Raw genomic sequence first — 24,005 nt, forward strand, 5'->3', positions numbered from 1 at the left:
GACATATGGAGCATGCAGCAATACTTATCGTCGATGATGAGCGATCGATCGTAGAATTAGTTGCAACCGTATTGAAAAAGGAAGGCTTCACTTCCATCGACATGGCCTATAGCGGTGAAGAAGCACTGGAAAAATGCGAGCAGCGACGTTATGATCTTGTGCTGCTGGATATTATGATGCCAGGAGCGAGCGGCTTGGAAATATGTCCTTTTATTCGTAAAACAACCGAGGCCCCAATTCTGTTCCTAACAGCCAAGTCTTCAGATTTTGATGTTTTATCCGGTTTTGCTGTAGGGGGCGATGACTATATTAAAAAGCCCTTCAATCCACTAGAGGTTGTCGCTCGTGTACGCGCCCAGCTGCGCAAGACTTTTAAGTCGATGCCTACTGCTGTGAGCAAGAAACATGCGATCTATCGCTATGAGCGGTTTGAAGTCAATGAAGAAACGGCCTCGCTTATTGTAGATGGCAACGTCGTTCATTGTCCTGCGCTAGTCTTTCAACTGCTGCTGTTTTTGTGCAAGCACCCTAATCGCGTGTTTAGTAAAAGCGAGCTGTATGAATATGTATGGGGAGAATCTATGCTGAACGATGACAATACCGTTATGGTACATATCCATCGCATACGAGAACGCATTGAGCTTGATCCGTCCAATCCGCAAATTATTGTAAATGTGCGAGGAATCGGCTATAAGCTTGTCCCGCCACGCAGCTCTGGAGGTCAAGATGCTTCGTAGAAGACTGACTGTACGCTTTGCTTTACAAATTTCATTAGCGGGTGTTCTGCTTGCTATATTGGCTATTGCTATCCTAGTTTGGATGATTACTGAGCTAAACAAAATTGATATAAAACGAAGCTTTGCGCCTTATGGGATTATGCAGCTCATTAATGATGCAGAGGTGGATGAGAACGGCTTGATTGTTCATTCTACCATGCTTGATCTGCTGGAGCAGGATGGCGGATGGCTGCAAAGTTTGGATGAGCAAGGCAATGTGCTCCAGTCCTTTTTTACGCCTGAGGACGTACCCGAACGCTATGAGCCCGGACAGCTTATTGATCTATGGCAGGGCAAGCACCCATCTCCTTATATCATTGGTCTGTGGATTCATTCGAAGGGTGCTCATACCTATATTCTTTTGTATGGCATATCCGCTTCGTCAAGCCAATATCTTGTACCCTTTATCGAGCAGGCTGAGCTTAACGAGGATTCAATTCTTCTACCCGATACAGTTGAAATGGAGCTCGCAAATATGGGCGGCTGGATACAGGTTATAAACAGCGAGGGAAATGAAATTGCTTCATGGAACAAGCCTGCTCATGCGCCAAGCTTGTACACCCTATCCGAGCTTGCCTTGCGTTCCACCTACTTTGATGAATACGGCACAGTATTTCAAACCGATTACGATGAACAAACCGGCTACACTTGGATTCTGCAGGCTCCTGTAACGGAGAAGCTGCATCACACCTCGATTATTCCAAATGTTCGGTCCGAAATTCAAGTTATGCTAATCAGCCTCGTTATGTTTATCGCTGGTGCTTTAATCGTTTTTATCGTTCTCGCAATCGGCTACGCCAATCGCTTCGTTAAGCCTGTGCTTGATATTATAGATTCGATCCAGCGCATTGCAGTTGGCAGCTTGGAGCAAGTAAGCTTTTCGAAGCAAAAGCAAAAAAAGCACTTGTTCAAGGAAGTCATGGAATCCATCCATAAACTGGCAGCGACACTTCGTGCCAGCAAAGATGCCGAGCAAAAGACACAGCTTTACCGCGAGGAATGGATAGCTGGAGTTACCCACGATATGAAAACACCTCTTGCCTCTATTCAAGGCTATGCGCATATGCTCGCTGCCGACAAGTACAGCTGGACAGATGATGAGGTGCGATCTTTTGCAGCAACAATTTTAGAAAAAAGTCAGTATATGGATCAGCTAATGGAAGACTTGGCTTTAACCTACCGTCTTCGCAGCGGAGAGCTGCCCGTTGCATTAGATCAGCATTCGATTGGTGCATTGCTGCAAGAAGCCGTTGTCAGAGCATCGGCACATCCCGCTTTTTCTACGCGCAGCATTTCCTGTACCTTGCCTAAGCAAGAGATATTCGGAAAGGTCCATGCGCCATGGTTTGAACGAATTATTGATAATTTAATCGCCAATAGCCTGCTTCACAACTCTAACGATACTAACATCACGATTGAGCTGGAGCCGTTAGCAGATGATGGCTGGTGCATTTCTGTTATCGATGATGGTCAAGGAATGGATGAGCAGACGGTCAATCAGCTGTTTAGACGCTATTATCGAGGAACGAATACGGAGCAGTCCGTAGCTGGCAGCGGGCTTGGCATGGCAATTACGAAGGAGCTTGTTCAAGCATTGGACGGAGAGATTCAAGTAGACTCCAAGCCTGGTCATGGTACTACAATTCGACTAATCTGGAAACATCCTGCAAGCCTCGGCCGATAGATTTCAATTGTTCTACTATTTTTCCATTATACCGTCGGACCACTGGTAGTCGTGTTAGCATACGATTACAGTTGGTCCTTTTTATATTATGCATTAATAGGATGAACCTAGTCAGGCTTCTCTCTTTTATGCAAACGATTGAATTGTTTTCTCGTTTTATTTATATTTATATAGGAATTCCTTATCTTGAATGACCAAATCCCCTTTTTATCATAGCAAGTAAGCGAATTCATTTAACAAAAATGAATATCAATTGTTAAAACGATTGCGCAGTTCCTATTGTCCCCTTCAATTGCAATAAAACTTAAATTTACTTTCATTTTCGCTATATATCTTTACTTTTTATAGTATTTGTATTCTTAAGCTGATTTTCATTCATATATCATTTGATTGCATTACGTTGCACAAAAAGCTATAGTAGATAGGTAGGCTATTCGGGAAGGATCGATCTCATGGTAACGATTAAAGATATCGCGAAGGCAGCAGGTGTATCTCCCTCTACCGTATCGCGTGTTATATCCAATCACTCGAGAATTAGTAAAGCAACGACTGAAAAAGTTAAACGAATTATGGAAGAGATGGGCTACCATCCTAACGTAATGGCGAAAAGTCTTGTATCAAAAACGACGAAAACGTTAGCAATCGTGCTTCCTCGCCCTGCAGAAGAGCTGTTTCAGGATTTTTTCTTTGGAGAGCTTCTTCGCGGCATATTAGCACATTCAACGAAAGCAGGCTATGATATGCTGCTTGCAGCAGCAACATCTCCAGCAGATGAGCAAGATACCATTTCAAGATTGGTGCTTGGCAGACGTGTCGATGGTGTTGTGCTTCTGTCCTCCAGACAGAATGATCCATTAATCAAGCTTCTAGCTAAGCACGAATTCCCTACTGTACTAATCGGTCGTACGGAAGGGCATGATACTATCATTAGCGTTGATACAGATAATGTGCAAGCTTCGTTCGATGCAACGACTCATATGCTCAACCAAGGGCATACCAAAATAGGCTTTGTAATTGGTCCGCCTAATTTAACGGTTTCTGTAGACCGACTTGCTGGCTACCGTAAGGCGATGGAAGAAGCAGGATTGACGATTAATCCAGAATGGATTGTCGATGGTGAATTCCTACAGCACAGCGGCTACCGAGCGATGTCCTTCGTAATGAATATACCTGATCCACCAACCGCTCTAATTGTCATTGATGATGTAACTGCTTTCGGTGTGCTTCGCGGTTTAAATGAGCTGGGCTTTCAGGTCCCGCATGACATCAGCTTGGTCAGCTTCAATAATATTGCATTGGCAGAGCTTGCATCCCCTGCAATCAGTTCTGTTGATATCAGTACGTATCAGCTTGGCTATACAGCTTCTCATTTGCTGGTTCGTCGTATACAAGAAAATCTTGCTTCTCAAGCACGCAACATTATTCCGCATCGCTTAGTTGTAAGAGAATCTTCTATTAAAGAAATACACAAGAGAGGTTAATGATGACAATGAATGAAAAAAAACCTTATTTGGTAGATGCCGTAATCGGCAATTCTCGCATGCTAGCAACACTAGGCCGTACAGGTAAAATGTATCGCCTATGGTGGCCGAATATAGATACGCCACAGCATGTCGATGCAATGCGCGTTGGAATTCAGGAAGACCATACAATTAATTGGTTCGACGAAGCGACTAATGGCTGGTCTCATAACGTATATTACGCAGATCGCAGCAATATTTTACACGTAGATGCAGTTAGCCCGCAAGCTGGTCTAACGGTAAGCAGCCGTCACTTTGCTGTTCCTGGCAAAGACCTGCTTGTACGTGAATATGCTATTCAAAACACTGGCACAGAAAGCAAAAGCTTTTCCTTTGTCGTTCACTCCAGCTTTGTTATTAGCGAAAATGGCCTATACAACACGACAATGTTTAATGCAGAAGCAGATGCATTAATTCATTTCCGTCATCAATACTATTTTACGGTTTCAAGTGCAATCGTATGCACAAAATTCCAGTCCGGCATTTCCTGGGAAGATGTACAGAAAGGTGAGCTGAATGGTTCTGTAATCGACATGCAGCCAACTGGAGCAATGTCTTGGCAGCTTAGCCTAGCTCCTGGGGAAACAATTATTCTTCCTATTTATGTAGCTGCTGCGGGCAACGAGCATGATGCCGTTAGCGTATTACAGGATGCACGTAAGCAGACAAGTGAACTTTGGGCAGAGCAAACCAATCGATACTGGAATGATTATGTCTCTGCAGCAGTGCCTTGTCCGGTTGAAGATGCTGAAATTAAAGCGTTGTACGAACGATCCATTCTAATGTTCAAATTAATGTCTGACGAAAAAACGGGCACGATTATTGCAGCACCTGAATTTGATGAAACATTTAGTCGTTGCGGTGGTTATTCCTATTGTTGGGGGCGCGATGCTGCATTCATCACAACAGCGCTTGATAAGGTTGGTTTGAAGGATCTGACGGATGCTTTCTACGATTGGACATTAACCGCTCAATCACCTGACGGCTCTTGGCAGCAGCGCCATTATCATGATGGACAGCTTGCACCTTCCTGGGGCTTGCAAATCGATGAAGGAGCATCGATTATCTGGGGTATGTGGGAGCATTACCTTGTAAATGAAGATCGAGCATTCGCCTCTCGCATATGGCCCGCTGTTCTAAAAGGCGCGCAGTTCCTTGCATCCTTCATTGATCCTGCAACTGGATTGCCTAAGCCAAGTATTGATTTATGGGAAGAGCGCGAAGCATCTCATACGTACTCGTCTGCTGCTGTATACGGCGGACTTAAGGCTGCTTCTGGTTTTGCAGAGCTTGCAGGTGAGTATGAGCTTGCAGAGCAATGGAGCGAGCTGGCTGATGGCATTAAGGCTGGAATTGAAGCGTACTGCTTTAACGAGGAGCTTCAAAGCTTCTATCGTGGCATTAACCTGAAGGTTTCTGCTGAAAAATTCAATCAAGATACACAAGCTGGTCATGAGGGCTTTGTTGAAGATCTGGATAAAGGCTACAAGAAATACGTACTCAAGCATGATCCGATTATCGATATCAGCTTGCTAGGCATAAGTGTTCCATTTAACGCAGTACCTGCTGAATCCGAGCGTATGCGTTCGACAGCAGATGCAGTAGAACGATTGCTAACAGTCCCTGAAGTGGGCGGTATTAAACGCTATGAGGATGATATCTATATTGGAGGAAATCCATGGATTCTTACAACGCTTTGGCTTGCACATTACCGCTTTGCAACTGGCGATGTCGAAGCAGGCCGCAAGCATATGCAGTGGGCGCTTGACCATCGTACCGAGACAGGGCTGCTGCCTGAACAGGTAGACAAAAACACAGGCGAAACTGCTTGGGTTGTGCCACTTACCTGGTCGCATGCTATGTTCATTCTTTCCGTGTTTATGCTAGCTGAAGCAAAGTAATTGCTGTTCACACCTTAGACAAATAAAGCTGCTCCACAATTGTTGCTCGAATGTAACAGTTGCAGGCGCAGCTTTTTTCTTTATTCGTGTTAACATGTGGATATGATAACTCTCTTAAGTGAATACTTGAAACTGAAAATGGTTGACTTCTTATTATTAATTTGTAATAATTATAAATAATGAATTAGTCTAATTCAAAGAATGCATACAATGTATGGAATATCGTCTTTTCGCAAAGACTTTTTAGAGATTGTTGGTTCGCAGAGCTGCAGCTTATTCAAGTAACAGCTAATCGTTAAAACAGACTATGGATGGAGGAATGATGATGAATACAATTCAACAACAGCTAAATCGTCAAATTGCTAACTGGAGCGTGCTTTACGTTAAGCTTCACAACTATCACTGGTACGTAAAAGGTACTCAGTTTTTCACGCTGCACGCCAAGTTCCAGGAGCTTTATGAGGAAGCAGCACTTCATATCGATGAAATTGCGGAGCGTTTACTTGCTGTAAAAGGCAAGCCGCTTGCCAAAATGGTAGATTACTTAGAACATTCGAGCGTCAAAGAAGCTCAAGGCAATGAAACAGCTACTGAGATGGTCGACCAGCTAATCAAGGATTTTACAATTGTAATTGGTGAGCTTAAGGAAGGTATGGAAGTTGCTCAGCAAGCAGGTGATGAAACGTCAGCGGATATGCTTCTTGCGATTCATACTTCTTTAGAAAAGCATGTGTGGATGCTGACTGCATTTAACGATTAAGTTAACGGTTGATTAGGGCGCGTCCTAGACTCCTTCTACCAAACAAAAACAAGCCATTGCTGATGCAAGAAGCAGTAACGCACCCCTGCCTAGTGACGAGCTAGTCAAGGGCGCGTTACAGGCTCCTTATGTATCAGCTATGGCTTTTACTCGTTTGGCGCATTCATGAGCCTTAGCCTCCGGCACCTTGATACTTGTTGACACCGTGCATCCAGAACTTGTAGCCAGCCCAATAACAGAGCGGCCCAACAGCAGGCACTACCCACATCGCCCATTGTGGTAATAACGCCGCATCATTAGACAGAAGATAGGATGCCGGATAGAAATTTACAAATGCCAACGGAACAACGACGGTCAGTATAATCTGAATAAACGTTCCGAAAATCGGCAGCGGATACGAGATAAATTCCTTTAATCTAAAAAACAAGTTGAATAAGAAATTGGTCCTCACCCACTTAAACGACACGGCTCCAATGGCAGTAAGGATTCCAGCGTGAATCATCGCCCCGCTAATCATCACGACTGCTAAGTACAAATAAGATCCAATCCCCCATGAAACATTCATCTTAAGGATCGCCCATACCAGTACAGAGCCTGAAATCGCAATATGCGCAATATACGCAAGATTAAACCCTCTGCTCACAAGATACAAATAAGGATTGACAGGCTTAATAAGTATACTGTCAAACGTCCCCTGCTTTACCTGTGATTCAAGCTCACGCATTTGAACAAATGAAAAGGATGCACCTAAAGCATAAGTAAACAACCCCAGACTATACAAAAAAGCAATCTCAGGCCACGTCCAGCCTGCTATCGTGTTAAATTTTTGCATAAACAACCAGATCACTATATAATCCCCTGCATATGCAATAATTTGTGCAAATGCTGACAGAATAAAGTCAGCACGATACTCCATTCTTTCTTTGAGCAGCAGCCTTACTAATTTACTAAATAGTTGTATCGTCATGAATGACCGCCTTTCTATCTATCGCTTTCCAGTTCTTCCTAACCGCCCTGTACGACTAGGCGTCGCACTGCTTTCGTCCAAAGCCATTGCACGAGAATAAGCAGCCCAATGATCCAGCCAGCTCCTCCTGCAAGCACCAGCCACAACTCGGATACTGAAAAATGACCTAAATAAATAGCTGCCGGGATATAGCCCATATACTGAAAAGGAAGCATGTTTGCGACTGCTACCCATGAATCAGGGAAAAACCATATTGGCAGAAATGTACCTGAGAAGATCGTAATAAAACCACTAAGCGTCCAGCTAAGGGCAAAATGATTCATAAACCAAAACGCAACCAAGGATACTAAATAGCCTAGCAAAAACGAAACTGAAAGCGCCATTATCAGTGCCATTACAAAAGCGATGAAATGAGTTAATGTTGCCGGCTTAACAATTCCAAAAAATATCCATGCAATAAGCATTGACGGGACAACGGTAAATACAAGCTGATAGATTGAGCTTCCAAGACCATCAAACAGCAAAAATAATGGATAAGAAATCGGCTTAATTAATTCTGAAGCAATGCTTCCTGACTTCAGACTCTCGTCCACCCTGCCGCTTATACCGTTTAATAATAGCGCGAGCAGAAGCGTATTAATAATGCTGTATGTAATCATCTGCTCAAGCGTAATGCCTTCTACACTCCCGCTCCCTATAACTGCTCGCCATATCTCAACTTGAATCAATATCGTCACAAAATTACCTAATAAGCGCAGCCATACCTCTGAACGATACGCCAGCTGTTTGGAGAAGGCTTTAGCTGTAAACTTGACATAAGTAACCATCGCACACTCTCCTTAACCTGTTTGTTGTTCTGCAGCTAACTGCTGATACAGCCTTCGGATTACGGACTCGATATCCGCATGCTCAATCGAGACATCTTCAACGTAATACTTGGCCGCTATTTGACTGACAAGCTCGAATACGCCTGTTTCATGCTTCGAAAATAAATATGTTTTCCTCAAGCCCTCCTCCTGCAGCAGCATAACGCCTGGCAAATTAATATCTCCTGGTTCTTCACGGAACTCAATAACAACCTGGCGCTCTTGTCCAAGCTTGCGACGCAGTTCTGCAACAGAGCCATCGTAAACAAGCTCCCCTTTATTGACGACAATCAATCGTGGACAGATCTCCTCAATATCCTTCATATCATGCGTTGTGAGGACAATCGTTACTTTTTTCTCACGATTGACAGTACGCAAAAAATGTCTGATCTGATCCTTAGCCATGACGTCAAGTCCGATGGTAGGCTCGTCCAGGAATAAAATTTTAGGCTCGTGCAATAACGCCATGGCGATTTCTACTCGCATGCGCTGTCCTAAGCTTAGCTGCCTAACTGGCTTCTGTACAAACTCCTGCATGGACAGCATATCCATACAAAATGCTAAATTTTTCTCATAGACCGCATCAGGAATTTTATAAATGGATCGATGCAGATCAAAGGAGTCACTGACAGGAAGATCCCACCAAAGCTGACTACGCTGGCCAAATACGACCCCCATGTTCATAGCATTGTCTTTTCTTGCAAGATGAGGCACGTTTCCAAGCACTCGCAGCTCCCCGGCGGTTGGCACTAGTATACCGCTCATCATTTTAATCATCGTTGATTTTCCCGCGCCGTTAGGGCCTAAGTAACCTACCGCCTCGCCCTCCTGGATTGAAAAGGAAAGATTATGTACTGCTGTCTCCTCTTGATACTCCCGCGTGAATAAACTCCTTATGGAGCCCCATACACCTGGAAATCTTCGATACTGTCGGTACGTTTTCGTAATATGCTCCACAGCTATTATTTCCATAACGAACACAACACCCCATTCTCTCTATAAAATTGCTAGATTCATCTAGTATAAGACACCAAAACTTGGTATTTCTACCTGATAAATTAGTTGATTTTTGCGTTAAGCTTTAGTGATCATTACATTAGCTCATAAAAAATAGACCGCACCTCATAAGGCAGCGGTCTATAGCATCTAAAAACTAATTCCTTCTATCATTTAACCCGTTGATAATTCCTTCAGCGTAGGCATACCGTCCTGCGCACCATATCGTGTAACCGATATTGAAGCTGCATGGACGGCCAAGCGCAGCGCCTCATCCGAATGCTTGCCATAGGCAAGCATCGTTGCGAAGGCTGCATTCAAGCAATCACCAGCTCCAGTTGTATCTTTCACCTCTACTTTTGGCGCTGCTGCTTCAGCCCATGCCCCTTGATCATATAAGATTGCGCCTTCGGGACCTCTAGTAATAAGTAATGAGCTGCCTAGTTTATCGCAGTAATCTGCAGCTACTTCCCGATACTGAGGTGTATCCAGGCTTTTTCCGCTTAGCTGCTGAAACTCAATCTCATTGGGCGTCATATAATCGGCGAGCTGTAGCAGCTCAATTGGCAGTTTCTGCGCTGGAGCAGGATTCAGTATCGTTAATACGCCTGCTTCCTTTGCAATTCGAAGCGCTTCCTGTACAGCATCGACCGGAATTTCCAGCTGAACGAGCAACACATCAGCAGCTGCAATCTTCTGTCTCTGCTCATATACGTCATGCGGTGTGACGCGACCATTAGCCCCAGCCACAATAATAATGCTATTATCGACTGGCGTATGAGTGATGCTGGCAACTCCTGTCGCGACATCGTCTATTTGCTTCACTCCGGAAACATCAATTCCCTCTTGTTCAAGCTGACTTATGATTTGCTGTCCGAATGCATCGCTTCCTACAGCGCCTACCATTGATACCCGGGCGCCCAACCTCGCGCAGCCAACCGCCTGATTCGCACCTTTCCCGCCGCTTAAATACGATATCGACTCGCCAAGCTTTGTCTCGCCTACTTGCGGAAAGTCGTTTACATTTACAACCAAATCCATGTTCAAGCTTCCTACGACAACAATATGAGGCTGCTTCGCCATACATCCACCTTCTATCTGGCTTCAATTGTTCCTCTAGTACACTAATCATCTAACGGCAACATCGTACAGTACTACTTAATTACGCAGCTTCCTAGCAGTTGATCATTCCAATAAGCTTGCAGCTGATCTCCAGCATGCAGAGCAGCTACCCCGGCAGGTGTCCCTGTATAGATCAAATCTCCAGCCCCCAAGCCATAATGCTTATCAATAAACTGAAGCAATTCATTACACCCAAAAATCATATCCTTCGGCTCGCCAAATTGTGCTGTGTCGCCGTTGCGAAGCAGCTTGAATTGACCTTGCTCCAGCTCTTCAGCTGTCGTCATAGGCAGCCACTCGCCTATAGTCGCCGATCCCTTGAAGCCTTTGGCAGCAAGCCATGGATGCCCTTTTTTCTTCAGCTCGGCTTGAACATCGCGCAGCGTCAGATCAAGCCCTAGCGTAAAGTGCTCAACGGCTTGCTCCAGCGGCATACCTGACTGATAGCCTTCACGGATTCTCAGAACGAGCTCAAGCTCATAGTGCACCTCTCCACGATCATGCGGAATCGTTAATTCGCCGCCATCCATATGACGTAGTGCGTGAGAGGGCTTCGTGAATATCATCGGGGAGCTTGGCACATCATTGCCCAGTTCCTCTGCATGCAAGCGATAGTTGCGACCAACACAGTATAGATTTCCAACATTCATTGCAACCTCATCCCTTCTTCTGCGCTTCAATTTGTTCTGCCAGCTCGTTCAGCTCTGTCCATCGCTCCATTAGCTGCTCCAGCTTCAGCTCAGCAGCCTGCTGCTTTTCAGTCAGCTCCAGCAGCATGCTTGCAGAGGAGGCGTGCTGCTCCATCTGGGAAGCAATATCCTCCAGCTCCTGCTCAGCCTCCATAATCCAATCTTCAATATGCTCGAAGTCTCGCTGATCCTTGAAGGACATTTTCAACTGACGCTCCTGTTGGCGAGGCTTTTTCTGCTCCTCAGCAGCTGTCGGTTTCTCCTCGACTTCCTTGACACGTTCACGGGTTGCAGCAAACGCTGCATAATCGGAATAATTGCCTGTATGCACAGTCTGCTGTCCATCATCCTCGAAGGCGATAATTTTCTCGACTGTACGATCCAAAAAGTAGCGATCATGGGAGACAACAAACACCACACCAGGGAAATCATCCAAATAGTCCTCTAAAATGGTCAACGTAGCAATATCTAGATCGTTCGTTGGCTCATCCAGCAGCAGCACATTCGGCGCTTCCATCAACACGCGAAGCAGCTGCAAGCGGCGCTTCTCTCCGCCTGATAGCTTGGCAATCGGCGTCCACTGCATCGTAGAGTTGAATAGAAACCGCTCCAGCATTTGACTGGCTGAAATGGTAGAGCCATCTGCGGTTTTCACCTGTTCCGCTGCCTCTCGAATATATTCGGATACGCGAAGACTTTCATCCATCTCCTCGCGCTCCTGAGAAAACCAGCCCAGCTTAACCGTCATGCCCAGCTCAATACGTCCTGCATCCGGCTCCAGCTTGCCTCCAATCATTTTAAGCAACGTTGACTTTCCTGCTCCGTTGCGTCCGACAATCCCAACACGATCGCCAGGCGTCGCGATATAGCTGAAATCAGAAATAAGCTGCCGCTCTCCATAAGCCTTGCTTACATGCTCGACCTCGACGATTTTTCTGCCCAGGCGGGTAGAAGCAACAGACAGCTCAATCTTGCCATTGCCTTCCTTCGGCGCGGATGCCTGCAGCTGTTCGAATCGCTCGATGCGTGCCTTTTGCTTAGTCGTTCGCGCCTTCGCACCGCGGCGAATCCATGCCAGCTCGTTGCGAAGCAGGTTTTGACGCTTTGCTTCAGAGGCTGCCTCGCGTTCTTCACGCTCCAGCTTCAGCTCTAAAAATTTACTGTAATTGGCCTCATAGAAAAAGGCTCTGCCTTGATCCAGCTCTAAAATGCGATTACTTACGCGATCAAGAAAGTAGCGATCATGCGTAATCATCAGTAATGCGCCGCGCCGCTTTTGCAGCATCGTCTCCAGCCATTGCACCGACTCATTATCAATATGGTTGGTCGGCTCATCCAAAATCAAAATATCTGATGGCAGCACAAGTGCTGCCGCCATGGCGACACGCTTGCGCTGTCCTCCTGACATCTGCGATACCGGCATCGTCCAATCGGTAATTCCTAGCTTGCTTAGCGCCTGCTTCGCTTCGCTCTCCAGCTGCCAAGCGCCCAGCTCATCCATTTTCGCATTGGCTTGAATGAGCTGCTGCTGTGCCTCTTCACTTGCAGCGTTCATCTCAACAAGCTGAAGCGCCTCGCGATACGCGGTATACGCCTCGAACTGAGGAGAATCGCCGCCGAGCACATGCTCCAGCGCCGTTTCCTCTTCCTTGAATTGCGGGTCCTGCGACAGCATTCGAATAACGGCATGCCTTGCAACGCTGACCTTCCCTTCATCAGCCGTTTCAAGACCTGCGATAACCTTTAGAAACGTTGATTTCCCTGTTCCGTTGACACCGATAATGCCGATCTTTTGCCCTTCCTCAACGCCGAAGCTCACGTCCTCAAACAATACTTTCTCGCCGTAGCTTTTTGATATATGTTCAACCGATAATAAATGCATATACGTACCTACTTTTCTATAAGCTAGTTCTATTTTATCATAGCCGTTCATGAACGTCATTTCCCTATTGCACTGCTCGGCAGTTAAATGAACTTGTACTGCGAGGCTCCATCCCGAACCGCTGCCCATAACAAAAAAAGCATTTGCAGCAACTCTCTCTCAAGAACTGCCGCAAATGCCCTTATTATTCGATTACGTATAAACGCCTACTTGCGTCCAATCATATTTTCAGGACGTACATACTCGTCGAATTGCTCAGCTGTCAATAATCCGCTCGCAACAGCTGCTTCCTTCAATGTCGTACCTTGCTTATGCGCTGTTTTTGCAATTTTAGCCGCATTTTCATAACCGATATGCGGATTAAGAGCCGTTACAAGCATAAGCGATTGCTCAAGATTGCGCTGAATAACCGCCTCGTTCGGCTCAATGCCTACCGCACAGTTATCGTTAAAGGAGATCATAGAATCAGCCAGCAAAGCAACAGATTGCAGGAAATTGTACAGGATAACCGGCTTAAATACGTTAAGCTCAAAGTTGCCCTGGCTCGCTGCCATACCAATTGCTGTATCGTTCCCGATTACCTGGCAGACAGCCATCGTCAACGCTTCGCTTTGCGTTGGATTGACTTTACCCGGCATAATCGAGCTGCCTGGTTCATTTTCAGGAATTGTAATTTCGCCAATGCCGCAGCGCGGACCGCTTGCCAGCCAGCGTACATCATTTGCAATTTTCATAAGATCAGCAGCAAGCGCCTTAATGGCACCATGCGTGAATACCATCTGATCGTGGCTAGTCAAGGAGTGGAATTTATTGCTTGCGGTAACGAATGATTTGCCTGTAAGCTTCGTTACTTCCTCAGCAACTGTAACCGCATAGTCAGGATGCGCATTAAGTCCTGTACCTACAGCAGTACCGCCAAGCGCAAGCTCGCGCATGCTATTCACGCTATACTCGATCATGGCACGGGATTTTTCCAGCATTGCAGACCAGCCGCTAATTTCTTGTCCAAGCGTAATTGGCGTAGCGTCCTGCAGATGCGTGCGTCCGATTTTCACAATATGATCAAAAGCCTTCATTTTCTCCTGCAGCGTACCGTTCAGCACATCAATCGCAGGCAGAAGACGATCTTCAACCGCAATCACACCCGCAATATGCATAGCAGCAGGGAAAGTGTCGTTCGAGCTTTGTGAGCGATTCACGTCATCATTAGGATGAATACGAAGCTCGCTGCCACGTTCTGCAAGCAGCTGGTTGGCACGGTGCGCAACAACCTCGTTAACGTTCATGTTTGTTTGCGTACCGCTACCTGTTTGCCATACGACTAGCGGGAACTGATCATCCCATTTGCCAGCTAAAATCTCATCCACTGCTTCGCCAATAACAGCCGCCTTCTCAGAATCCAACACTCCAAGACGCTCATTCGCCAAGGCAGAAGCCTTCTTCACAATCGCCATCCCATAAACAACCTCAACCGGCATTTTCTCACCGCTAATTTTGAAGTTTTGCAGGCTTCGCTGCGTTTGTGCACCCCATAGCTTATCTGCTGGAACTTGAATCTCACCCATAGTATCTCGTTCAATACGATATTCCATCACATAAATCTCCTTTTCTATGCTATTGTTGTGTCTACTTGACGCGCATGGTACATTCAACTTGCCGTATAATCAATTACTGCTAATCAGCACGCTCACTCCATGTCAGACTTCAGCGCAGTCATTATTGACCTTTAGCTTCGCGGTACGCTTGCATGTAGGCAGCGGACTTTTCCTTGATTAACTCGAAGTTGCCTGTTTTAACAGCATCCTTCGTCAAATCAGATCCAATTCCTACCGCTACCGCACCTGCTTGTATCCAATCCTTCAAATTCGCGAGGGATACACCGCCAGTAGGCATCATATTTGCTTGTGGAAGCGGACCTTTAACCGCTGAAATAACACTTGGAGAATACAAATTGCCCGGGAACAGCTTCACGATATCCACACCCAATTCAAGCGCAGACTGGATCTCTTGAATCGTCATCACGCCTGGCAAGCATGGAATACAGTAGCGATTGCACAGCTTGACCGTATCCGGATTAAGCGCCGGTGCCACCACATACTCTGCTCCCGCCATAATCGCGGCACGAGCCGTTTCCGGATCAAGCACTGTGCCTACCCCGATAATCGCAAAATTAGGATCAGAAGGATCAACGTCACAGCTATATTGGCTGCTTAGTTCCTCGATAGCCTTCAGCGCTTGAGGAACCGTCATCGTAATTTCAATAGCTTTAATCCCGCCTTCAATGGCATAACGAGCCATTCGTACGACTTCTTCTACTGAATCGGCACGCAATACAGCGACTACACCTGCTTCAGTTAGCTGCTGCAACACTTTTAGCTTTTTCATCTAGTAGTCTCTCTCCTTATCGACGTTTAATTACCAAAATTATAAACGTTTTACTAGAGCAGAGCAATGCTTGCTTGAAAGGGGATTCATGCTGAATGAGTATCTATTGCATGCGCTTTCTCGCTAATCTCGCAGAGTGCTGAATGCAAACCTGAACATTCAGCTGCTCCTTCGTTAATTTTTACATAAAAATAAGGATTAAGGCCCCGGCAATAAAGCAATAATAGGAAAAGTAGCGCAAATTGCCCTTCTCCATAATGCCCATAAACCAACGCATGGAGAAATATGTGACTACCAGGCTTGTCACAAAAGATATCAAATAAGGCAACCAAAGCGCTTGAAGCTCTGGATCAGATGCAATGTCCGAAATTCCCAGAACAAGCCCGCCGAGACTTACTGGAATATAAAGCATAAAGGAAAAACGAAGCGCTGTATCCTGCTTCATTCCTGTAGCAATTGAAGCGATTACGGTAGAACCGGAGCGGCTAATCCCCGGAATTAGGGCAACCGCTTGGGCAAGACCAACAATGATGGCATCCTTGATCGATAAATCACCATCACGCTTAACACCGCGCAGGTTGCGAATCAGCCAAAGCGCAAGCCCTGTTACAAGCAGGGCAACGGCAACTGTAGTAATTGATGAGAAAACTTCTTCAATTTTATCCTTAAATATTACGCCGATGATTCCCGCAGGAATGGAACCAATAATAATGTATAAAATAAAATTAAAATCCGGTTTATATTGTGTTTCTCTCGTTTTTACATAACCAAACCCATTTTTCACTAGTCGTGTAATGACTTCTCGATAAATGAATAGGATAGCGATAAGTGAAGCAGTGTTCGTCATAATTTCAAACGATAAGCCATGCTGCTCCATTCCCATTAGTCTTTGCGCAATAATCATATGACCGCTTGAGGAGATTGGAATCGGCTCGGTAAATCCTTGAATTAATCCCAGTACTAAATATTGCAACCATTCCCACACTTCTGACATAGCTATGCGATGCCTCCCTTTCTATTAAAGCAACTATCAAAACATAAACAACGGCAAAAAACAACAACTTATTTAGTATAAACGATTCCATGTCGAAAAGGAAAGTTAACGCATAACGCATACTTTCTGCTAAAATGAATAGGCAAGCTGAATACGGAGGTAACGCATCTTGGACTACATTGTACTTGATATCGAATTTAATGGACGTAAATTTGCAAGCGAGCTTCCAATGGAAGTGATTGAAATTGGAGCGGTTCGCTTAAATACTCAGCTCGAGCAGCTTGACACCTTTACAGCCTTTATTAAGCCTGTTTATTTTCCGAAGCTGAACAACTTTATACAAAAAAAGACCGGAATTCCTCAAGAAGAGATCGACCGTGCAGATCGCTTTCCAAGCGTTAGCAGTAAGTTTTTAGATTGGCTGTCCGCTTCTGAGGAGCTAATATTCATTACATGGGGCGGAGAAGATATTAAGCGCATCGTGCTTGATACAAGAATGCACAAGCTAAGCGACCAGTTTTGGATGACAACGCCTTATTTCGATCTGTTAAAAGGGTTTACGCGATATAAAGGTTTAACCAACGATGTCAGCGTGGAGGGCGCACTTGAAATGCTCGAGCTTGAAGGCTCGGGGCAGGCGCACCGAGCACTTGATGACGCGATTATGACTGCACAAATTTTTAGGGCAATATTCGAGCAGCTTGACTTTGAACGCAAGCAGCTTTATATCGATACGTATACAAATGCCAAAGAACGCCGCGCGATCAAAAACTCTGTTCGTCTGCTGCGAGCACAAAAAACCGAAGCGACCTGGGACAATTATGTGACCAGATTTGTGAAGGAACGTATTCATACCGAAGACCCTCGCAAGCTTGCAGAAATGAAGGAGCACTTTGAAAAAGAGGCCGCTAAACCTGTGAAGGAAAGACCGCCACAAGCTAGACCGATGGCGGAGACAGGCAAGCAAGGGCAGGATGACAACCAGCCAGAGCGCCCAGAGCAATCAGAAGTGGTCGTGAATACAGAAGAGCAGACACAAGAGCAGTAGAACGCGACTGCTATCAAATAGATGCAAAAAGCCTGCACGCTTTCTCTCACAAGAGAGTCAACATGCAGGCTTTTTAATATTTGCCTGTGCCGTATTATATATTAGCCGAAATCGTAGAAATTCGTCTCGTCAGCAGCCAAATCGCTGTAAGTACAAGAGCAGCAGTACCTACAATTACTGAAATAAACAATGCAGCATTCCAGGACAAGATTACATCCAACAAGGAAGAGAACCAATTTAATGGAAAGCCTATAAATATGATCGCTAGCAGCAAGCCTGAAAAGCTGTAGCCCCCTATAGATCCAAAGCGGTAGAATACAGCATTAATAAGCATGCCTACCATCGCGATCATAAAAATAAACGCCGTATCCATCATATAATTTACAAGAAGAGACAGGCTATCATCGTATAACATCGTTAAGCGTGGAATAATGACGGAAGTGATTTCAAATTGCTTCGTAATCGCCATCATAATAGAATTAAGAATCAGCAGCACTGCAGCATGAGCAAGCGACCACAGCAGCATAAATGCCCCCGCAACTGCAAGATAACGTGACCGATTCAATCCATATCGAAGCAAAATGGCAAGGGAACGATCCAGCAGCTTCATTGCGATGATAAAAGTAAATATGACCACCACAATGACCCCAATTGTAAAGATCTTAATATCCGGGATAAGCGCCCCCATCACAAGAGTCAATATAAGAAAAAAAGAATTGATTGCTGTAAAGATATAAAAATCTCGCTTGCAGCTTAAATACATCGTGTAAAGTCCGCCCTTTATCTGGTTCATCGGCTTAGTTCCCTTCTTTTATTTTTGCTAAGCAGCACCAGCAGCTCCTGCAGCTTGACTGCTTCCAGCTTTAATGACGCTTGAGTTATAGCTGTAGGTTGATCATGCATAACGACTGCTATATGCTCATTCATAAATTGTCCACGATGGATAATCATACCACCCGCTACATAAGCCTCGATATCTTCGAGTCTGCCTTTCACCTTAACAATGCTCGATTGAATCTCTTCATATGGCTTATGCAATATCAGCTTACCCTCGTGAAGAATCAACACATCCTCGAATAAATTGCTAGCCTCGTCAATAAGATGCGTGGATAGTATAAAGGTTCTTGGCTCTATCGCTTGCTGTTCCACAAGCAGCTCGTAAAATAGCTGACGACCAGAAGCATCCATTCCGATATAAGGCTCGTCAAAAATGGTGATCGGGGCTTCGCTTGCCAATCCTGTAATAACACCAAGAGCGGACACCATTCCTTTTGACATCGTTTTAATTTTATCCCGTTTATTCAATGAGAATTGAATGAGCAGTTCCTCCGCCAATCCCTCATTCCAGTTTGGAAAAAACAGCTTATTCATTTTCAGCACTTGATCGACTGTTACATGCAATGGAAAGTTGCCGGTTTCAGCAATAAAGCATATCTGCTTCATGATCTCAGCATGATTAAATACTGGCTTGCCATCAACCTCTACACTTCCTGAGCTTTGCTCGACCAGACCTGATAAAATATTGAGAAAGCTTGTTTTTCCAGCACCATTATGACCAAGGAAGCCAATAATGGCCGGTCCGTGGAGCTCAAAGCTTACTTCATCCAGCACCTTGCGCTGACGGTATTGCTTCGTTAATTGATTTACCTTAATATTCATCGTTTCTTCCTCCCGATCATTTCAATAAGCTCTTCTAGCGTGATGCCCAATCTAGCGGCTTCGCTAATAAGTGGATTCAGATAGCTCGACTCGAACGTTTGCTTACGCTCTTCTATTAAAATCGCTTTAGCATCAGGACTAACAAACATGCCAACACCTCTTTTTTTATATATAATTCCACGATCTACCAGCTCATTGACACCCTTGTTTGCAGTCGCTGGATTAATCTGATATTGCTTGGCAAATTCATTAATTGAAGGAATTCGCTCCTCCGCCATCAAATACCCATCAATTATCGCATCTTCGATTTGCTCTTTAATTTGCTGAAAAATAGGCTTGTCGCCGTCCAATGTAATGTTCACAGGCAGCTCCTTTCTTTGTACTCCTATTGCTATTGTCAATCGATGCCAATAGATTAATTACACAAACTACAAATATTCACCTAATCGGTTAAGTGGTTAATTACTTATGTAACTAACTATACAATCAAGCTTTTTGTTTGTCAATCATTCCTATCCCAGCGCAATAAAAAAAACATCATGCGAGTAAAGAAAGAACTAGCTTTCTTTACTCGCATGATGCCGTTGGTCAATGATCGTTCATCTGACATTTGCTTGACAATAAATCTACTGCTGCATTAATCCAGGTTGTTATTAATAATTAAATTAAAACCATTTAAAATGTAATACAATTCAGGGTAAGCGATATTTCTGGTTGTCAAGTTATTAAAGGTTACCGTTCCATTATTTGTATAGGAATAAATGGCTGAGCCCAGATGCTGTCCGGAAAACCTGGAAGTGGTCACTCCATCTAGTCCTGCACCATCTATCGTGATGTTGTTAAAGGTTACATTTTCAAAGCCGCCACCATAGCCAAATTGAATCGCATCGCGTTGTGCATCAATGATATCGATGTTGTTAAAGGTCACATTGCGAATCGGGGTCGTCGAAGCTTCTAGATCAATCGCGCCACGTTCACCATTATAAAGATCCTGGCTCGTTCCGCTTCTAATGATGGTTGTATCTGAGAATGTAATCCCTGTATTGTTTTGAAAATGATAGCCGGGGAACACTGTATTCATTCGGATACCAGAACCGCCAACAGTATCAATGATTACGTTATGCGTCGCTTGATGTCCGCTTCCGCCAAAGAATGCAATTGCCGCTGCACGCCAATTATTTTCAATCGTGTTGTAAGTGAATGTATTGTTCACACCCGCTGGAGCGCCGTTCACATTACTAGTCCACACTGCAAGTGCATCGTCACCATTATTTCGTAAGCTGCTATTTCTTACCGTGGAATGACTCGTTCCTTGTGCAAAGTTAACACCATCTGCAAGGTTGTTGCGAATCCGACTATTTTCGATCACAAGCCCCTCCGATATTATTGCAGGCGTATGGGCGTAATCTCCTACCCAGAATCCACACTCAAAATGCTCTACCCATACATTGTGAACTTTTGAGTTTATTCCAAAGTTATCCATAAATCCTTTGTACACAGCTTCTTGATTATAACGTGACCGTAGATTGGAATTCATATAAACATGACTGAAATCCAACTGACCTGCAATGCGAAGTGAAATCCCGCCAGATGCTGCATTCGGATTGGTAAACTGTAAGTTGGTATGCCAGATCCCCGCTCCCATAATCGTAATATCATCGATCATATCAGTTGGTGAACCGATCACCCACATATTGCCCAAATGAAAAGTTCCTTCTGGAATATAAAGTGTCTTCCCTGTTGCAACTGCCTCGTTCACTGCAGCCTCAAAGGCTGCAAGATCATCTTGCCCATCGTCGGCAACGGCACCAAAATCTGTAACTGAAACCGAATGTGCAGGACGTGAAATAACTGCTGGAACAGGTTCTATTTCAATAAAGTCAACACCGTATTCAATCGTATCGTTAGCTTTCTGAATTCGAATCGTATCACCCGGTTCAAGAGGTGTATCTAGCTTCCAATGGACTTCATCAAAGCGGAAAAGCGGTCGTCCGCTACCCGGCACATCGGAAGGGTGATCACTTGAGAAGTACTGCCAGCTATAATACGAAGTTAACGGAACGGTTTTAGCCTTAACGCCATTAACATACACATCTAATGATCCATCTAATCCCATACCATCAGGTGAATCCGGCATTGTAAATCTCATCGTTACACCTGCTCCGCCTTCTCCTTCTCTCACAGTCCATTCCAGATAAGAACCGTTTGATGGCAGAGCCACATATGCTTGACCGGACGCTTCAGAAGCGGTTAAAGCCTGGTCGAAAGTTGGAGCAGTGTTTAAGATTGCTCCACCACCGTATGTTGCATCCTCTGTATCATACCGTGTATAAGGCATGCTAGCTCCTCGCAGAGCATACACAACAAGACTTGCGGAACTTTCATTATTGGCTTGCTTGGCTTCAATTTCATTGGAGTCTGCTTCAACCGACACATTAACCGTGTAGCTGCCATTTACTGCTGTCCATGACCCAGAGAAGTTCACCGTTGCCGACTCTCCTGCCTGCAGCACCCCTTCATAAGAACCATAAAAGGTCTCAACCGTATCATTTGCAGCATTTTTAAGCACTAATGCAATACCATGGGAACCACTAGCCGTATCAACTGTTCCTTGGTTGGTGAGCTTTACACTAAATGAAACTGCATCATCTGCTTGCGGATGATGAGGTGTCCACGAAACAACTCCGACTAAATCAGAGCTTGCAACTGGAGCAACCACTAGCGGAATCGAATGTGCATAGCTGTTATTCCCTTCATTCTCCTCCATAATGAAGTTAGCTTCATCTACTTTCGCGCTTAGCTCGTAGGACCCGGCATTGTGTACACCAACATCAACAGACACTGATACAGATGCTCCTGCATGTAAAGCTGAAACGGACGTTGACCCTGCAAGGCTTTCTCCCACATAAATACCAACATCGGTTGCTGGGGCTGCTACTGTTCCTATATTCTGTACAACAGCGTTTACAGTAATAGAATCTGATTCATCGGGTGAGACAGGAGACCAAGACATATCTGAAACGATTAAATCAGGCTTTGGCAGTGATGTGCCCCAAATTTGCAATTCTGCAACTTGCCCGCTCTGAGCCCCTGAATTGGATATGAAATGCAACTGGATATTGCTTACTGTAGCCTCAACAGGAATCGTTACTGTATTCTGTGAAGCTGGGTTGAATGCATATTCAGTAGCGGCTACTAAGTTCGTAAACGCGCTGGAGTTTTGATCGCGACCAAGCACTTGGATTGTTTGGGTACGAGTTCCCCATTCCGTGGACGGATTCAGTTTTAGAACAATGGACGTAACATGTGCATTTCCGTTGAGCTCTGCATGAAGGATGCTTGGCAGCCCGTTCCCTTCCCAATACGTAGTCACATCATTATCATGAACATTCGCTGCTACGAAGTTAAAAATTTCCGATGAGGCCGTGATCTGACTGTTTCGCGCTAAGTTCGAATTATTACCGCTCGAGCCAGAACGTGTGACAGATTGACTAGGCACAGAGGCATTCCCTGCAGCATCTTTAGCAATAACATAATAGGTTACCGTTGCATCCGCTGGTTGTTGATCGATATAAGTGAGTGTGTTTCCATCTACTTGATCGTGAAATTGATGATTTACGAAAATTTCATATGAAGCCACGCCAACGTTATCACTTGAAGCATCCCAATATAATTGAATGGTATCAGAAGCAAGCTGCGTATAGGTGAGATTAAGAGGAGCTGTAGGAGCTATTGAATCTGTGGAAACCGGGATGAAATTCATCCAGTTAATATTAAAATCATATCCGCTGGCATAAAGACGAAGCGTTTGCTCTCCGGCACTAAGCGTTACATTCGTACTGATCGTTTGCCAATTCTGCCAACCATTTGTATTCGGGACGGCAGCTGTTGTCAACACGGTACTTCCCGAACGAAGCTGAAGCTCGCCTGTCGATACATTGCTTGCTACACGAAACTGTACCGTATAGGTACCAGCAGTTTGTACGTTTACATTGTAATCAAGCCAATCGCCGACATGTATCCAACCGACATTAAGACCACCGCCAATATCTGCTGTTGCTTCGGTTTGAACTCCGCTCATAGCCGTCCAATTTTCAGCTTCAATTTTCCCGGGAATGGCAGCAGCTGCAATTTCTTCAGTTGATTCACCGTGCACCTCAAGCTCAGAAATTTGCGCAGCCGGCCAGCCAGTGTTAGCGGTTACATTAAGTCTTATATAGCGTGTCGTTTCTCCATTAAAGCTGACTGCAACCGTATTGTCTAAAGCTGGATTAAACTCATAATTGGCAGAGTCTTGCAAGCTATAGAAGCTGGAGCCGTCTATACTTCCTTGAATGGATATCGTTTGCGTTCTCGTTCCCCAGCCTGCTGGAAGCTTCATAACAATTTGATCGAGACTGATTGCACTGCCCAGCTCGACTTGAATCCACTGCGGAAAGGAGTTCCCCGAGCTTTCCCAATAAGTAGCTTGATTTCCGTCAAAAGCTTGATCTGATGTATACGGACCATTATTACTGCTTGAAGTCACAGTCGCTCCTGTCAGTAAATTAGGCCTCTCTTCAGCACGAACAGCGTGAGAACCAAGGGGTAGTACGATTGTTGCGACTAGCATCGTTATAATCCCTAACCATGCAATCTGTTTTTTCATTTTCAGCCTCCATTTGTTAGCACGTGTCTGATCAGACACGTCCTAAATATTTTTCAACTCTCATTAAGCCCATTTGAACTTAACTTAACATCCATATTAAATGAATTT

Annotated in this window: 19 protein-coding genes; 6 read left to right on the forward strand and 13 right to left on the reverse strand. The window is 44.9% G+C overall.

Annotation, left to right across the window (positions count from 1 at the left end):
* Positions 1–5 precede the first annotated feature (5 nt).
* The 5 genes from ACFP56_RS09540 (at position 6) to ACFP56_RS09560 (ending at position 6,641) form a co-directional block, all read left to right on the forward strand.
* Positions 6–737 (forward strand): response regulator transcription factor, encoded by a 732-nt coding sequence (locus ACFP56_RS09540; RefSeq protein ID WP_379233743.1) that lies wholly within the window; start codon positions 6–8, stop codon positions 735–737.
* A complete protein-coding gene (locus ACFP56_RS09545) occupies positions 727–2,460 on the forward strand; it encodes a sensor histidine kinase (RefSeq protein WP_379233745.1) in 1,734 nt (577 codons plus the stop codon). The genes ACFP56_RS09540 and ACFP56_RS09545 overlap by 11 nt, the downstream gene beginning before the upstream one ends.
* A gap of 452 nt (positions 2,461–2,912) precedes the next feature.
* A complete protein-coding gene (locus ACFP56_RS09550; RefSeq protein ID WP_379233747.1) occupies positions 2,913–3,941 on the forward strand; it encodes a LacI family DNA-binding transcriptional regulator in 1,029 nt (342 codons plus the stop codon).
* A gap of 8 nt (positions 3,942–3,949) precedes the next feature.
* Entirely contained in the window at positions 3,950–5,881 is a 1,932-nt protein-coding gene (locus ACFP56_RS09555) for a glycoside hydrolase family 15 protein (RefSeq protein ID WP_379233749.1), read from the forward strand.
* A gap of 322 nt (positions 5,882–6,203) precedes the next feature.
* The gene (locus ACFP56_RS09560; protein WP_379233752.1) at positions 6,204–6,641 is read left to right on the forward strand and encodes a Dps family protein; all 438 of its coding nucleotides are present in this window, start codon (positions 6,204–6,206) and stop codon (positions 6,639–6,641) included.
* 172 nt (positions 6,642–6,813) lie between these two features.
* On the opposite strand, the gene ACFP56_RS09565 is transcribed toward ACFP56_RS09560, so the two are convergent.
* The 9 genes from ACFP56_RS09565 to ACFP56_RS09605 all read right to left on the reverse strand — a co-directional run bounded on the left by ACFP56_RS09565 (position 6,814) and on the right by ACFP56_RS09605 (position 16,542).
* Positions 6,814–7,608: an ABC transporter permease gene (locus tag ACFP56_RS09565; protein WP_379233754.1), complete on the reverse strand. Its 795-nt coding sequence runs from the start codon at positions 7,606–7,608 to the stop codon at positions 6,814–6,816.
* A gap of 38 nt (positions 7,609–7,646) precedes the next feature.
* The gene (locus ACFP56_RS09570) at positions 7,647–8,435 is read right to left on the reverse strand and encodes an ABC transporter permease (RefSeq protein WP_379233756.1); all 789 of its coding nucleotides are present in this window, start codon (positions 8,433–8,435) and stop codon (positions 7,647–7,649) included.
* Positions 8,436–8,447: 12 nt separating this feature from the next.
* The gene (locus ACFP56_RS09575; RefSeq protein WP_379233758.1) at positions 8,448–9,446 is read right to left on the reverse strand and encodes an ABC transporter ATP-binding protein; all 999 of its coding nucleotides are present in this window, start codon (positions 9,444–9,446) and stop codon (positions 8,448–8,450) included.
* Between the two features lie 198 nt (positions 9,447–9,644).
* Positions 9,645–10,553, reverse strand: a complete 909-nt coding sequence (gene rbsK / locus ACFP56_RS09580) for a ribokinase (protein WP_379233760.1) — start codon at positions 10,551–10,553, stop codon at positions 9,645–9,647.
* A gap of 71 nt (positions 10,554–10,624) precedes the next feature.
* Positions 10,625–11,242 (reverse strand): fumarylacetoacetate hydrolase family protein, encoded by a 618-nt coding sequence (locus ACFP56_RS09585; RefSeq protein ID WP_379233762.1) that lies wholly within the window; start codon positions 11,240–11,242, stop codon positions 10,625–10,627.
* 7 nt (positions 11,243–11,249) lie between these two features.
* The gene (locus tag ACFP56_RS09590) at positions 11,250–13,163 is read right to left on the reverse strand and encodes an ABC-F family ATP-binding cassette domain-containing protein (RefSeq protein ID WP_379234653.1); all 1,914 of its coding nucleotides are present in this window, start codon (positions 13,161–13,163) and stop codon (positions 11,250–11,252) included.
* Positions 13,164–13,369: 206 nt separating this feature from the next.
* Complete coding sequence (gene fumC / locus ACFP56_RS09595) at positions 13,370–14,755, reverse strand: class II fumarate hydratase (RefSeq protein ID WP_379233764.1); 1,386 nt, start codon at positions 14,753–14,755, stop codon at positions 13,370–13,372.
* A gap of 124 nt (positions 14,756–14,879) precedes the next feature.
* The gene (locus ACFP56_RS09600) at positions 14,880–15,548 is read right to left on the reverse strand and encodes a bifunctional 2-keto-4-hydroxyglutarate aldolase/2-keto-3-deoxy-6-phosphogluconate aldolase (RefSeq protein ID WP_379233766.1); all 669 of its coding nucleotides are present in this window, start codon (positions 15,546–15,548) and stop codon (positions 14,880–14,882) included.
* Positions 15,549–15,729: 181 nt separating this feature from the next.
* Positions 15,730–16,542, reverse strand: coding sequence for an undecaprenyl-diphosphate phosphatase (locus tag ACFP56_RS09605; RefSeq protein WP_379233768.1), 813 nt, complete (start codon positions 16,540–16,542; stop codon positions 15,730–15,732).
* 169 nt (positions 16,543–16,711) lie between these two features.
* On the opposite strand from ACFP56_RS09605, the gene ACFP56_RS09610 reads away from it, so the two are divergent.
* Positions 16,712–17,590: an exonuclease domain-containing protein gene (locus tag ACFP56_RS09610; protein WP_379233770.1), complete on the forward strand. Its 879-nt coding sequence runs from the start codon at positions 16,712–16,714 to the stop codon at positions 17,588–17,590.
* A 94-nt stretch (positions 17,591–17,684) separates the two neighbouring features.
* Here the strand turns inward: ACFP56_RS09610 and ACFP56_RS09615 are convergent, their stop codons facing one another.
* From ACFP56_RS09615 to ACFP56_RS09630, 4 genes are all read right to left on the reverse strand, one after another.
* Positions 17,685–18,383, reverse strand: a complete 699-nt coding sequence (locus ACFP56_RS09615) for a hypothetical protein (RefSeq protein WP_379233772.1) — start codon at positions 18,381–18,383, stop codon at positions 17,685–17,687.
* Entirely contained in the window at positions 18,380–19,249 is an 870-nt protein-coding gene (locus tag ACFP56_RS09620) for an ABC transporter ATP-binding protein (protein ID WP_379233774.1), read from the reverse strand. Before ACFP56_RS09620 ends, ACFP56_RS09615 begins: the two co-directional genes overlap by 4 nt.
* Positions 19,246–19,611, reverse strand: coding sequence for a GntR family transcriptional regulator (locus ACFP56_RS09625; RefSeq protein ID WP_379233776.1), 366 nt, complete (start codon positions 19,609–19,611; stop codon positions 19,246–19,248). Before ACFP56_RS09625 ends, ACFP56_RS09620 begins: the two co-directional genes overlap by 4 nt.
* A gap of 275 nt (positions 19,612–19,886) precedes the next feature.
* Entirely contained in the window at positions 19,887–23,897 is a 4,011-nt protein-coding gene (locus ACFP56_RS09630; RefSeq protein WP_379233778.1) for a carbohydrate-binding protein, read from the reverse strand.
* Between the last annotated feature and the right edge of the window lie 108 nt (positions 23,898–24,005).

This window comes from Paenibacillus septentrionalis (assembly GCF_042659865.1).
In the GTDB taxonomy this organism is placed as follows: Bacteria; Bacillota; Bacilli; order Paenibacillales; family Paenibacillaceae; genus Pristimantibacillus; species Pristimantibacillus septentrionalis.

What these genes read in the sequence shown, in the direction of transcription:
- ACFP56_RS09540 (WP_379233743.1), top strand. Translation starts at nt 6, where the DNA reads ATGGAGCATGCAGCAATACTTATCGTCGATGATGAGCGATCGATCGTA.
- ACFP56_RS09545 (WP_379233745.1), top strand. Translation starts at nt 727, where the DNA reads ATGCTTCGTAGAAGACTGACTGTACGCTTTGCTTTACAAATTTCATTA.
- ACFP56_RS09550 (WP_379233747.1), top strand. Translation starts at nt 2,913, where the DNA reads ATGGTAACGATTAAAGATATCGCGAAGGCAGCAGGTGTATCTCCCTCT.
- ACFP56_RS09555 (WP_379233749.1), top strand. Translation starts at nt 3,950, where the DNA reads ATGAATGAAAAAAAACCTTATTTGGTAGATGCCGTAATCGGCAATTCT.
- ACFP56_RS09560 (WP_379233752.1), top strand. Translation starts at nt 6,204, where the DNA reads ATGATGAATACAATTCAACAACAGCTAAATCGTCAAATTGCTAACTGG.
- ACFP56_RS09565 (WP_379233754.1), bottom strand. Translation starts at nt 7,608, where the DNA reads ATGACGATACAACTATTTAGTAAATTAGTAAGGCTGCTGCTCAAAGAA.
- ACFP56_RS09570 (WP_379233756.1), bottom strand. Translation starts at nt 8,435, where the DNA reads ATGGTTACTTATGTCAAGTTTACAGCTAAAGCCTTCTCCAAACAGCTG.
- ACFP56_RS09575 (WP_379233758.1), bottom strand. Translation starts at nt 9,446, where the DNA reads ATGGAAATAATAGCTGTGGAGCATATTACGAAAACGTACCGACAGTAT.
- rbsK (WP_379233760.1), bottom strand. Translation starts at nt 10,553, where the DNA reads ATGGCGAAGCAGCCTCATATTGTTGTCGTAGGAAGCTTGAACATGGAT.
- ACFP56_RS09585 (WP_379233762.1), bottom strand. Translation starts at nt 11,242, where the DNA reads ATGAATGTTGGAAATCTATACTGTGTTGGTCGCAACTATCGCTTGCAT.
- ACFP56_RS09590 (WP_379234653.1), bottom strand. Translation starts at nt 13,163, where the DNA reads ATGCATTTATTATCGGTTGAACATATATCAAAAAGCTACGGCGAGAAA.
- fumC (WP_379233764.1), bottom strand. Translation starts at nt 14,755, where the DNA reads ATGGAATATCGTATTGAACGAGATACTATGGGTGAGATTCAAGTTCCA.
- ACFP56_RS09600 (WP_379233766.1), bottom strand. Translation starts at nt 15,548, where the DNA reads ATGAAAAAGCTAAAAGTGTTGCAGCAGCTAACTGAAGCAGGTGTAGTC.
- ACFP56_RS09605 (WP_379233768.1), bottom strand. Translation starts at nt 16,542, where the DNA reads ATGTCAGAAGTGTGGGAATGGTTGCAATATTTAGTACTGGGATTAATT.
- ACFP56_RS09615 (WP_379233772.1), bottom strand. Translation starts at nt 18,383, where the DNA reads ATGAACCAGATAAAGGGCGGACTTTACACGATGTATTTAAGCTGCAAG.
- ACFP56_RS09620 (WP_379233774.1), bottom strand. Translation starts at nt 19,249, where the DNA reads ATGAATATTAAGGTAAATCAATTAACGAAGCAATACCGTCAGCGCAAG.
- ACFP56_RS09630 (WP_379233778.1), bottom strand. Translation starts at nt 23,897, where the DNA reads ATGAAAAAACAGATTGCATGGTTAGGGATTATAACGATGCTAGTCGCA.